Consider the following 11,823-nt stretch of genomic DNA (forward strand, 5'->3'; position numbering starts at 1 on the left):
GCGCGCGCATGAGCGACGACCTCGTCGCCGTCACCACCCAGGGGCTGTGGCTGGTGCTGCTGCTCTCGGCGCCGCCGATCATCGCGGCGTCGGTGGTGGGGCTGCTCGTCGCGATCGTGCAGGCGGCGACCCAGCTGCAGGAACAGACGCTGCAATATACGCTGAAGTTCTTCGCGATCGTGATCAGCATCTTCGTCACCGCCAGCCTGATGGCGGGCTCGCTGTACAGCTATGCCGATTCGATCTTCTCCGGCCTCGCGGCGGTGGGTCGATGATCGAGGCGGTGCCCCCAGGCGTCGGCGTGCCGCTGTTCGCGGCGATGCCCTGGCTCGACCAGCTGCTGGTCGTTGCGGTCGCCTCGGCGCGCTTCGCCTTCGCCTTCGTCTTCGTGCCGGTCTTCTCGCGCGAAGTGATGCCGGGGACGGTGCGCAACAGCATCATCGTTACCTTCGGGCTGGTCGCGCTGCAGATGCAGCCGGACTTTCATCCGGGCGCCCTGTCCGCGATGGGCTGGCTCAAGATGTTGCTCAAGGAAGCCGCGGCCGGGGGCGCGATCGGCTTCTTCTTCGGCACCATACTTTGGGCGCTGGGCGCCGCGGGCGAGATCATCGACACCAAGGTGGGCGCGACGATCGGCCAGTTGGTCGATCCCTTGAGCGGCAACACCAGCTCGCTCACCGGCATCCTGCTCAGCCGCTTCGCAGAGGTGGTGTTCGTGACCGCAGGCGGGCTCACGCTGCTCGTCGGCACGGTGATGGGCAGCTACCTGATCTGGCCGCTGGGCCCCGGCGGGCTGCAGCTCGATGCCCGCGCGCTGATGTTCTTCGAGGGCGAGTTCGGGCGGCTGTTCGCCCTCGCCTTCCTGTTCGCCGCGCCGGTGCTGACCGTGCTCTATGTGATCGACCTGGCGATGGGGTTCCTCAACCGCTTCGCCCAGTCGTTCAACGTCTTCTCGATGGCGATGCCGATCAAGGCCGCCGCCGCCACCTTCGTCGTCATCCTCACGCTCCCGCTGCTCGCCCAGGCGATCCTCGCCGATCTCGGCACGCGCGAGGAGATTGCAGGCGGCGTCCTCCAGCGAACGGCCAAGCCCCAATGACCAGCGCCACCGCCCTCCGCGGGCCCGCGCCGCCGCCAAGCGATGCCGAACAGCTCGCCCAACTGATCGCCGAGCTGCGCGCCGCCGAACAACGCCGCGGCGCCGCCACCCGCGAGATCCGCATCGGCGAGTTCACCGTTCCCGGCTGGCGGGTACCGCTGCTCCATCTGGCGGGGCTGCAGACGCTTACCCGCAACGAAGCCGCGGTACTCCGCTTCCTCGGCTGGGGCCGCGCCAATGGCGACATCGGCACCCTGCTCAACATGACCGAAAACACCGTGCGCACGCATATGAACAACGCGATCCGCAAGCTCGATCTCGACGGCGTTCGCGAACTCAACAGCTTGGCAGGACTGCTCTTCCTGCCGCTCGAATGACCGCGCCCCTCCACGATTCGTTGAGCCCGACTAAACGAATCGTGGAGCGCGTGCGGAGCCGATCCGGGGCAGTTTGCCCTTGTACCGGCGACACGGTGTCGGCGGCTTGGCTCCCGAGGGGAGCGCGATATCTGGATGGAAGGAACGATCCATGGGTCTCCTGAGCGGTCTTACGCGGTCTCTGGTCAATCCGATCAGCCTGGCTTCCCTCGCGATGGGCCCGGCGGGCTGGGCATCGCTCGCGGTGCGCACGCTGGGCACGGCGATCGCCAAGGAAGTGCTGCAGCAGCTCGGCCAGCAGCTCGGCCTGCCGCAGAGTGCGATCAACCTGGTACAGGACGGCTTCTCGGCGGCCACCGGCTCGATGGGCGGCCCGGGCACGATTGCCGAAGCGGTGGCCAGCCTCGCCCAGAATTTCGACCTGTCCCCGTCGCAGCAGGGCGAACTGCAGCGCGCCGCGGAATCGGACTCGCGCGACATGTTCCAGCAGCTGAGCGATGCCTATCAAAGCGGCGAAACGCTGGCGAAGGTATCCACCTCCCGCAGCGGCAAGGGCCGGAGCTGGCTCCAGGCAATTGCGGACTCCATGTCGTCCCTCCTCGACAAGAAGGTTGCAGACATGGACAGCATGTCGCGCGCGCTGGACCAGCAGGGCAAGAACCGTTCGACGAAGACCGGCAACGACCTTCAGGTTGCAGCACAGGAGTTCTCGTTCCTGATGAATACCACTGGTACGGTCGTCAAGACGATCGGCGAAGGTCTCAGCGGTATGGCACGCAAGCAGTAAGCAGGCGCGCCTTTGATGCGGGGGAGACGGCAATTGTCGTTTCCCCCTTTTTTGGCGTTTTGGAAAGGTAGCGTATGATGAGGCAGTTTCTGGCAATCGCCACCCTGGGTCTGACGACTGTCTTCACAACCCCTGCGATAGCGCAGGACGGATCCAGCTTCGCCATGATCCTGCCGACGCTTACCCATACCGACCCGCTCAGCATGATGCTCGACGATCGGGAAAGCCAGGAGGCAGAGCGTCCTCGCCGAGCGAGCCGCCGCGGCGTTGCCTTTGACATGGGCCAGCAGCGCCCTGCTCCAGACATGTCCAGCCTGCGCTACGCGCCGTCAAAGGCCCGACGCAGCGCGAACCTAGCCACCTTCATTACCAAGACTCGCGCCGCAGACCCGAAAGGCGCAGCCGATCTGCGGAAGCTGTTCGCCGAGGGCGACTTCATCGAGAAGATTGGTGCCCTCGTCGCACCGCAGGGCCTGCGCATCGACAATGTCGCCGATGCCTATGCACTCTGGTGGATCACTGCCTGGCAGGCCGCGCACGGCACCAACGACACGCCAAGCCGCGCGGTCCTCGGCGCCGTCCGCCAGCAGGCGGCGAACGCAGTTGTCGCCACGGGCGAGATCGCGCACGCCTCGGACGCCCAGAAGCAGGAACTGGCCGAAGCGCTCTGGGTGCAGAGCGCGCTGATCGACGGTGCGGTCGAGCAGGCCAAGCGCGATCCCTCTCGCCTACGCGCAATCGGTGACGCGGTGCGGCAGGGCGCCCAGGGCATGGGCCTCAACCTCGACGCGATCGACCTGACGTCGCAGGGCTTCGTGCCCGTTGGAGTGGGCCAGAACGATGCACCTGCCACCACACCCGAGCCGGGAAGTGCCGCTCCCTATGGTGCCCTAGCGCTCGCCGCAGGCGGGATGGGCATCGGCGGGTTCCTGATGCTGCGCCAGCGTCGGGGCTGATGACCATCGGGCAGCAGGAGCGCAACATGAAGAAGGTCTTGGGAGCACTCGGACTACTGATGGTCACCGGCTGGAGCAGCAGCGCCACCGCCCAGATGTGGGACAGCACTCAATTATCGCTCATGATGCCCTCTATGTATCACACCGACCCGCTCAGCGTGATGCTCGACGATCGCATGCGCCAGGATGAGGAGCGTAGTCGGCGTAGCCGGCGTTCCACCGCCGATGCCGCAAGCGCAGCGCCGACGCGCGCCGACACCTCAATTCTGCATTACACGCCCTCCCGGACAAGGCGAAGCGCCAATCTCGCGGCCTTCGTCCAGAAAACCCGCGCGGTCGATCCGCGCGGCGCTGCCGATCTGCAGAAGGTGTTCGCCGAGGGTGATTTCATCGAGCGGATCGGCGCGCTGGTCGCACCGCACGGCTTGCGCGTTGACAATGTCGCCGACGCCTATGCCGTGTGGTGGATCACCGCATGGCATGCCGCGCGAGGCAACAACGACGAGCCGCCTCCCGCCACACTCGCAGCGGTGCGCGCGCAGGCGGCGAGCGCGATCCTTGCCACCGGCGAGATTGCCAGCGCCTCAGACGCGCAGAAGCAAGAGCTCGCTGAGGCATTGTGGATCCAGTCCACGCTGATCGACATTTCGATCGAACAGGCCAAAGGCGACGCGGCGCACCTTCGCCAGATCGGCGATGCGGTGCGCAAGGGCGCCAAGGGCATGGGCCTCAATCTCGACGCGATCGACCTGACATCGCAGGGCTTCGTGCCCGTTGGCGTCGGCCAGAACGACGCCCCTGCGGCGATGCCCAAGCCGGGAAGTGCCGTCCCCTATGGCGCCCTAGCGCTGGCCGCGGGCGGCATGGGCGTCGGCGGGTTCCTGCTGCTCCGCCAGCGCCGCAGCTAATGGCCCACACCGATAAGGGCGGGAGCGTGAAACACCTTCTGACCATCATCATTTTGACGGCATCCTTGGGGATTTCGAGCGAAGCCAATGCACAGGTGGTAGATGGTTGGGGTTGGTCCACGATCATCCCGTCGCTCACGCACTCCGACCCCTTGGGCATGATGCTCGACGATCGCATGGCGCAGGACGAGGAAAGGGCGCGCCGCGAGGGAAGGCCGCTGCCGAGCGACGACGCGCCCCGGGCGACAGCGCCCGCCGACGCCGGGAATCTGCTCTACCGACCCTTGAAGGCACGCCGCAGCGCCAATCTCGCGGCCTTCGTCCAGAAGACGCGCGCCGTCGATCCGAAGGGTGCAGCCGACCTGCAGAAGCTCTTTGCCGAAGGCGACTTCATCGAGCGGATCGGTGTGCTCGTGGCGCCACAGGGACTGCAGATCGACGATGTCGCCGATGCCTATACGCTCTGGTGGATCACCGCCTGGCATGCCGCGCGCGGCAACAACGACACGCCGACGCCCGAGATCGTCTCCGCCGTGAAAGCGCAGGCGGCCCGCGCCGTCTTGGCCACGGGCGAGATTGCCCGGGCCTCCGATGCACAAAAGCAGGAACTGGCCGAAGCGCTCTGGGTGCAGAGCGCGCTGATCGACGGTGCGGTCGAGCAGGCCCAGCGCGATCCCTCCCGCCTACGCGCGATCGGCGATGCGGTGCGACAGGGTGCCAAGGGCATGGGCCTCGATCTCGACGCGATCGAACTGACATCGAAGGGCTTCGTCCCGGCCACCTGATCGATCCGATTGGGCACGCTCCTCCGGAAGACCGCTGCGCGCCCGGGAACCGGTCGCTCGGCGCCATGATCCCTGGCGGCGGGGCTCGTCGAGGGCGAGACGGGATAGCGGCGCGCGCGGGTAGCTTCGAGGCCAATGTGTCGAGCCGCCAGCACGGCGCCTGGCGCGATCCCGCCGGGGGCGGCAACGGCGCCGGCTCTCCGAACATATAGATCGCAACATCGACGTGATCCTTTCATGGCAACCTGCCAGACGTCGATGTGCCGCCGGTCCGCTTGCTTTACCGCCGAGAGGGCGGCGGGTAGAACATCGGCATGCGTTTCTCGAGACAGGCCAGCCTCCTGGCCCTCGCGCTGGCCGCGTGCGGGGGCACCACGCCGGAAGTGCCCGCAGACGACGCCCGTCGCGCGGCGGTCACCGCGCCCTCTGCAGCGCCGGGCTCCCGGGACGAGGAGGACGCCTATGCCGCCTGCAAGGCACGCGCCAGCGGCGATGCGACGGCGCTCACCGCCTGCGCCGACACGGCGATCGCGGCAGCCGGGCGCGGGGTCGACAGCGCCGAAGCCGCCGCTGCCTTCCGCGCCGCTCTCCAACAACTGGGCGATGCCGCCACCGCCGCCGACGGCGCGGCGGCGCGGGCGACCTTCGCCGAGGCTGCCGTGCATGCGGCGCAGCAACGCGCAGCGCTTCTCTCCGGAGCAGCACAGGCGGCGGTCGCATCTTCGGATGCGGCAAAACCGACCGACATCTGGGCCCGGAGCCGCGCACTCAGCTGCCGGGAGCATCCCGTGCAGCGCTGCAGCGAGCGCTACGATGCGCTGCTGCCCCTCCTGACGCTACCCCCCGCAAGGGCATCGGCAAGGGCGGCCCCTGCCCCCGCAGCGGGCCTGCCGCTGCCCGGTTGCGACGCAATCGAGGCGAGCGGCAAGGTCGGCGGCGCCCTGGCGGACGCTTTCTACGCGCGATACCCCAAGTCCCTGGCGGGAGAGGCCAGCGTCGAACAGCTCGCGCTCGATCCCGCGGCGCTCGACAATATCGTCCGCTACCTGGTCTGCGTGGCCGGTGCGACCGGCTATGACCCGGTGGTGGCGGAAAACGGCCTCGCCCTGTTTGCCAGCAAGCGCCACGGCGCCGCCGCGCACCATGCGCTTTCCGCCCTCGCCCGAAGCATTGAGCCCGCCGCTGCCGCGGCGCGGCGCTTCAATGCGCAGATCACGGGCTATCTGCAGGGTCCGCGCTGATCCGCCGTGCCAGCCGGCCGCCCTCGTCGCGCGGATTTCCAAAGGATCGACACGCTCCCCTGAGCGCGCATGCAAAAAGGGCGGCGCCGTTTCCGGCACCGCCCTATTCGTACGCAGGTGCGAAAGCCGATTAGGCCGCAGCGACCTTCGCGCTGGCGCGACGACGACGCACTGCAGCACCGGCCATGCCGGCACCCGCGATCATCATGCCCCAGGTAGCGGGCTCGGGGATCGGGCTCGGCGGCGAGGCGAAGCTGAAGCTGCCCGAGATGTCCGAACCAGCGCCACCGGCCTGGTTGAAGGTGAAGGCCACCGAGGCCTTGCCCTTGTCATAGCCCGACGCGGCGGTCGGGGCGAAGTCACCGAGCGTGTAGATGGTGACGAAGTTCAGGCCAGTGGTGACCTTCGCGACCTGACCGGCGAACGAGCCGAACACGCCGGAGAACGTCACGTCAGCACCCGTGGTCGCAGTGACCGACGAGGTGAAGAAGGACGTGAACACGCCGACCGACGACAGGTCGCCGCTCGAACCCAGCACGGCGCTGCCGCCGTTGCTGAACGTGGTATCGGCACCGATTGCTGCGGTGCTGCTCTTAACGTTGACCAGACCAGCCGAGAAACCGCCGATGATGGTCGCCGCCGAAGCGGTGGCCGGGGCTGCAACCGCAACGGTCGCAGCAGCCAGCAGGGTGAGAACACGAGTGCGCATAAAACCCCCTAATGGTGAACACGCCGACGGATTGCCGGCAGCGCCCTACTCCACGGAAAAGCGCGTTTCGTCAATGATAATGTGCACTGCAGCGAAAAGAGTTGAAGAAAAAACGCCGCAAGCTCACAATGTAAGCACGAAATGCGGGGCAGAAAACCCATTGCGCGTTGAAATTTCAGGAGGTTCGACCGCTGCAACAATCGCGCATACTATACCTTCAGTATCCTGAAGGTATTTTATAGTCAGATGTGCTTTGCCTACAGCCTCACTAATCGCCGATAAAATCAGGCTCCACTTCGCGAAGGCGAAGTAGAACTACGAAAAAAGCGAGCATCTGAGGCGCGGTCTATGCAACCGGGGGGATTAACCACTTCTTAACCATTTGGTTCCCGGGAAAACGACGCAGAGGGAGTTCATGATGCCGGCGGACGCAACTGGGGACGCCGTGCATGGAAAGTATAGATTCGTTACAGATACGCTCGCTACCTTCCAATTTCTGCGGACTTCTTGCAGCGCAGCGAAGTCCCGTGGAAATTCGGATGGGGGGTCTGGTGAATGTCGGATGGTAGCATACCAATCCAAGATAGCGGCCGCGAGCTGAGGTGACTTCCTGTAACAACGACCCTTATTATTGCGCTGCAACATACGGTGACCATCGATGCCGTTTAGAACGATGCGCTGCGCATTACGGAAGTGACACCGCATGCGTGCGCTTGATGATCTCGACAGGTGGGATTCATGGTAGCGCTAGAAACGGCACGCCGGCTGCTGATTGGCCGCTGCGGAATGCATCAGGGCATGAAATCGCAGGACGCTATCATGTTCTACGGGCGGTACAACGGCACCGCGCGGAGGCGGCTGGAACGCCGAACGTTGTCGATGGTCGGGGAGACAGGATTCGAACCTGCGACCCTCTGGTCCCAAACCAGATGCGCTACCAGACTGCGCTACTCCCCGACGAACCGCCGCGCTTAGAGTGTCCGCACCGCAGACACAAGGCCCCGCAAGCGCCGGCCCAAGCGATACGCTGGTGGGCCCGGCAGGACTCGAACCCGCAACCTAGCCGTTATGAGCGGCCAGCTCTAACCATTGAGCTACAGGCCCCCAGCGCCCGCCTGCCCTAGCGGAGCCCCCGCCCGGGCCGCAAGCCCAAGCTGTGCAGGCATTGCTCAGTTCTGGTGCGCCTGCTCGCGGGTGCCCGGCATCGCTGCCGGGAGGCGCAGGGTGAGCATATCGGGGGCGATCACCAGGCCGCCGCCCAGCTCGCGCGCAAGGTTGCGTGCCAGCCGCAGCGCGAAGCCGGTGCCGAGCAGCGTGCCGTCCTCGTCCTGCTCGTCGTCGATGCCGAGCACCGCCTCGCCGGGATAATGTCCCAACGCGCGCGGCCGCGCGATGATGATCGCGACATGCTGCTCGCCATCCTGCGCGAAGCGGAGCTGCAGCCGCTCGTCGCGCGCGGTGGCGGAAACCAGCGTCGCCAGCAGCCGGGCGAGCAGCCGCTCGACGGCACGGCGGTCGCCCGAGACGACCATGTCCTCCTCGGGCAACAGGATCGCCGAGCCGCGCAGCGCCAGCAATTCGCCGAGATCGGCGACGATCGCGGCAAGCAGCGGGCGCAGCGCCACCCGCCCCTCGCCCAGCGACAGCGCCGCGCTCTCGATCCGCGCGGCGAGATCGAGATCGTCGATCGCGCCGAGCAGCTCGCGCGCCTGGGCGCGGATCACCGCCGCGCGATCGCGATAGGGCTCGGGCACCGGGCCCAGCATCTGGGTCTCGATCATCTCGGCAAAGCCGGCGATCGCATTGGTCGGCGTGCGCAGCTCGTGAACGATCTGGCGGAGCGCATCGGCTTCGAGCGGCGCGCGCGCGGGCTCGGCACGCTCGTCGGCGCGCGGGCGCCTCGCGGTGCCGCGATAGCCGGTGAAGCGGCCGGTGATCGGCTCGAAGGCCGGCAACGCCGAGAGCAGCCAGTCGCCGGCCGCATCCGATTCGCCCTCGATCGTCAGCCGGGCGTTGGTGAAGCCGGCCCGCCGCCGGAACGCGCCCGCCGCGACGCCGTCGAGCCGACTGCCGCGCGCCAGCCCTTGCAGGTCCAGCGAGAGGCCGATCACCGGCGGCCGGCTGACGCCTTCCACCCAGCGCACGACACCCGCCGCATCGGTTTCGAACCGGAAGTTGCGGGCGCGCTCGCCGCCGGAAACCGCCGCCTTGGCGGCATCGCGATCGCGATGATAGGCCTCGATCCGCGCGACCAGGTCCGCGACGGCGAACAGGCCCTCGGGCTCGGGCTCGGGCTCTTCCGGCACCTGCCGCGCGTCGCTGCGATGATCCGCCAAAACGAAATCGACCGGGCCGAAGCTTTCCAGCGCGCGCGTCACTGCCGGCGGCAGGTCGCGGCGGTTGCGCAGGACGTGCCGCGCACCGGGCGCAAGCGTGGGCAGCAGCGCGATCCACTCCTGCTCGGGCAAGTGCGCCTCGCGCAGGATCGGCAGGGCCACGCTGAGTTCGTCGGTGGCAAGCAGCCGCACCAGATCGGCAGGCGGCTGCGCACCTTCCAGCGCGCGCGCGCTTGCGGCGCGGACGGTCAACGGCACCGCATGGCGGATCGAATCAAGGGCTTCGAGGGCCCGCGGCTCGGCGGGCACGCGGCAGCGGCCCAGCAGGTCGACCAGCTGCCGCCATGCCAGCGGCGCGCCACTGGCCGAGCGCAGGTCCCCGGCCAGCACCGTTTCCAGCGTATCGTCAAAGCGCAGCGGCAACGCCGTCGTCCCCCAAGGTCCTATCACTCACGATGTGTTCATACCGCCATGCAACCCATGGTGGAAACAGTCCATTTCGGCACGTCGCAATGTGGGACAATTGCGTTGAAGCGTAATTTTATTATGCTAGGAAGCAGCGATAAGAAACGAACCCACGCAGGAGCCCCAGAAAAAAATGCGATTCGACGAGATCGACGTCCGGATCCTCGGATTACTCCAGGAAAATGGCCGCATGACCAATGTCGAGCTTGCCGAAAGGGTCGGGCTCACCGCCCCGCCCTGCCTGCGCCGCGTCCGCGCGCTGGAACAGGAAGGTGCGATCAAGGGATACCATGCAGCGCTCGATCCGAGCGCGCTCGGCTATAACCTCACCGTCTTCGCGATGGTGAGCCTGAAAAGTCAAGCCGAAAGCGATCTTCGCGCGTTCGAGCAACTGGTCGCCGAAATCCCCGAAGTGCGCGAATGTCACATGCTCAACGGCGAGATCGACTTCATCCTGAAGATCGTCGCGCCCGACCTGCAGAGCTTTCAGACCATCCTTACGACGCGGCTGACCACCGCCCCCAATGTCGAGCACGTCAAGACGTCGCTCACCATCCGTACCGCCAAGGCGCTGCCCGGCGTGCCGGTGCCGGAATTCAAGGGCTGACCGCCCGATCCAGCGACGTGAAAGCGGCAAGAAAAAAGGGGCGGTCCCGCAGGACCGCCCCTTTCTTTCGAGCTTCCGCCCGCCGCGATCAGGAAAGCGCCGGCAGGTCCAGCGCCACCATCCACAGTGCAGCGAGATCGACCGCCGGAGCCGCCTTCACCTGGCCGAAGCCGGTGCGCGCCTCGTCCTTGCGGCCGAGATTGTACAGCGCGATGCCGCGGTGCAGGTTGACGTCGTCGGTCGCAGCGCCGCCCTTCTGCAGCGCGATATCGTACAGCTCGACGGCCTTGGCATAGTCGCCCGAGGCGAGGAACGCGTCGCCGGTCTGCGCTGCCATCTTGCCGTTCGCAGCCGCCTGCGACTGCTTGATCAGCGGGGTGAGCGAGCCTTCCGACTTCGACTTGGTCTGCGCCGAGGCATAGACGCGGCCGATGTCAGCGTTGCCGGCCGGGAGCTTGCCCGCAGCACGCCCCTCATCGATCACCGCAACCGCTTCCCAGGGAAGACCGGCAGCGTTCACCGATTCGGCATAGTCGAGATAGTCGTTCTGGTCGGCGAGCACCTTGGTGGTGCGCAGCAGGCGATAGAGATCGATCCGCTGCGTCGCAGTGAGGCGGCCGCCGGCCGAGTCCGCGCTACCGCGCATCACCAGCACGCCCCAGCGCCAGTTCTGCTTGGTCGGATAGTCGGCGATCATCTTCTTCATCCACTCCGCCGTGGCGGCGCGGTTGCCGGTGGCGTAGACGCGCGGGATGGCGAACTGGTACCAGGCGACCGGCGGCTTCTGGCCCGAGGCCTTCACCGTCTGGATCGCGCGATCGACTTCAGCGACGGACTCGTTCGGCTTGCCGGTTGCCGCATAGGCATTGGCGAGCGCGATCGAGATGTCGAAGTCGTTGTTGCCGGCGTCGCGCGCCTTGGTCAGGTTGTCGATCGCTTCCGGATACTTCTTCTCGTTCAGCGCCTGGTTGCCGACGATCGTGTAATATTGGCGCTTGTAGATCGGCAGCTCGTTCGGCGGCGTGCGCGGGCTGGCGATCAGGATCGGCAGCGTCTTGGTGAGACCAGCCATGTCGTTCTGGCCGATCTGCGCGCGGGTGCGCAGATAGGCGGCATAATATTTCTCGTCGTCGTTCTGGGCGACCTGATCGAGCGCGTCGAGCGCAGGACCGGCAGCGGCCCAGTTCTTCGCCTGCACGGCGTCCATCGCCGGCTGCGCGGCCTTGCGGAAGGCATCGCCCACCTTCAGCGCGTTGGGATCTTCCTTCGCGGCGGCGCCCTTCTTGTCCTTCTGGGCCAGCGCCGGCGTCGACACCAGCGCGGTGGAACCCAGCGCAAGCATGGCAGTCAGCGCTAGCTTCGAAACAACCTTCATGTGAAACTCTCCTCGTCAGCCAGGCGGCGTCACGTCATCCTCTAAAGGCGCCCTGTACACCATTCAAGCGCGCTTGCCGTGCTAGAAGCACGCTGAACCACGATTGAATAAGCGCCATTGCGGTGCGGAAACGTTTGGTCCCTGACTTGGCTCCCATGCTCCCCACGCGCGCACGTAC

Annotated in this window: 12 protein-coding genes and 2 tRNA genes; 9 read left to right on the forward strand and 5 right to left on the reverse strand. The window is 66.6% G+C overall.

From position 1 onward, the window contains the following. The first annotated feature begins 8 nt into the window (after positions 1-8). The 8 genes from sctS to BM009_RS08950 all read left to right on the forward strand — a co-directional run bounded on the left by sctS (position 9) and on the right by BM009_RS08950 (position 6,153). Positions 9-275, forward strand: a complete 267-nt coding sequence (sctS, locus tag BM009_RS08915; protein WP_093295490.1) for a type III secretion system export apparatus subunit SctS — start codon at positions 9-11, stop codon at positions 273-275. Then, positions 272-1,099 carry a type III secretion system export apparatus subunit SctT gene (sctT, locus tag BM009_RS08920; protein WP_093295491.1) on the forward strand — a complete coding sequence of 276 codons (828 nt, stop codon included), beginning with the start codon at positions 272-274 and terminating at the stop codon, positions 1,097-1,099. Before sctS ends, sctT begins: the two co-directional genes overlap by 4 nt. After that, a complete protein-coding gene (locus BM009_RS08925) occupies positions 1,096-1,476 on the forward strand; it encodes a helix-turn-helix transcriptional regulator (protein WP_093295493.1) in 381 nt (126 codons plus the stop codon). Before sctT ends, BM009_RS08925 begins: the two co-directional genes overlap by 4 nt. 151 nt (positions 1,477-1,627) lie before the next feature. Further along, positions 1,628-2,263 carry a hypothetical protein gene (locus BM009_RS08930; protein WP_139216578.1) on the forward strand — a complete coding sequence of 212 codons (636 nt, stop codon included), beginning with the start codon at positions 1,628-1,630 and terminating at the stop codon, positions 2,261-2,263. A 77-nt stretch (positions 2,264-2,340) separates the two neighbouring features. Beyond that, entirely contained in the window at positions 2,341-3,219 is an 879-nt protein-coding gene (locus BM009_RS08935) for a DUF6683 family protein (protein ID WP_175487954.1), read from the forward strand. A 26-nt stretch (positions 3,220-3,245) separates the two neighbouring features. Further along, complete coding sequence (locus BM009_RS08940) at positions 3,246-4,127, forward strand: DUF6683 family protein (RefSeq protein ID WP_175487955.1); 882 nt, start codon at positions 3,246-3,248, stop codon at positions 4,125-4,127. Beyond that, a complete protein-coding gene (locus tag BM009_RS08945) occupies positions 4,127-4,912 on the forward strand; it encodes a DUF6683 family protein (RefSeq protein ID WP_254772207.1) in 786 nt (261 codons plus the stop codon). The genes BM009_RS08940 and BM009_RS08945 overlap by 1 nt, the downstream gene beginning before the upstream one ends. A 314-nt stretch (positions 4,913-5,226) precedes the next feature. Next, positions 5,227-6,153, forward strand: coding sequence for a hypothetical protein (locus BM009_RS08950; RefSeq protein ID WP_093295496.1), 927 nt, complete (start codon positions 5,227-5,229; stop codon positions 6,151-6,153). Between the two features lie 130 nt (positions 6,154-6,283). Here the strand turns inward: BM009_RS08950 and BM009_RS08955 are convergent, their stop codons facing one another. The 4 genes from BM009_RS08955 to BM009_RS08970 form a co-directional block, all read right to left on the reverse strand. After that, positions 6,284-6,862 (reverse strand): PEPxxWA-CTERM sorting domain-containing protein, encoded by a 579-nt coding sequence (locus BM009_RS08955; protein ID WP_093295498.1) that lies wholly within the window; start codon positions 6,860-6,862, stop codon positions 6,284-6,286. A gap of 880 nt (positions 6,863-7,742) precedes the next feature. Then, a tRNA-Pro gene (locus tag BM009_RS08960) sits at positions 7,743-7,819 on the reverse strand. Positions 7,820-7,890: 71 nt separating this feature from the next. Further along, positions 7,891-7,966 (reverse strand) — tRNA-Ile (locus BM009_RS08965). Positions 7,967-8,031: 65 nt separating this feature from the next. Further along, a complete protein-coding gene (locus BM009_RS08970; protein WP_093295500.1) occupies positions 8,032-9,621 on the reverse strand; it encodes a histidine kinase dimerization/phospho-acceptor domain-containing protein in 1,590 nt (529 codons plus the stop codon). A gap of 175 nt (positions 9,622-9,796) precedes the next feature. Here BM009_RS08970 and BM009_RS08975 point away from each other — a divergent pair, with 175 nt between their 5' ends. Further along, the gene (locus BM009_RS08975; protein WP_093295502.1) at positions 9,797-10,270 is read left to right on the forward strand and encodes an Lrp/AsnC family transcriptional regulator; all 474 of its coding nucleotides are present in this window, start codon (positions 9,797-9,799) and stop codon (positions 10,268-10,270) included. An 88-nt stretch (positions 10,271-10,358) separates the two neighbouring features. Here the strand turns inward: BM009_RS08975 and BM009_RS08980 are convergent, their stop codons facing one another. Continuing rightward, on the reverse strand, positions 10,359-11,645 hold the full coding sequence (locus BM009_RS08980) for a tetratricopeptide repeat protein (RefSeq protein WP_093295503.1): 1,287 nt from the start codon (positions 11,643-11,645) through the stop codon (positions 10,359-10,361). Positions 11,646-11,823 lie beyond the last annotated feature (178 nt).

Source organism: Sphingomonas sp. NFR04 (assembly GCF_900114095.1).
Classification (GTDB): Bacteria; Pseudomonadota; Alphaproteobacteria; order Sphingomonadales; family Sphingomonadaceae; genus Sphingomonas.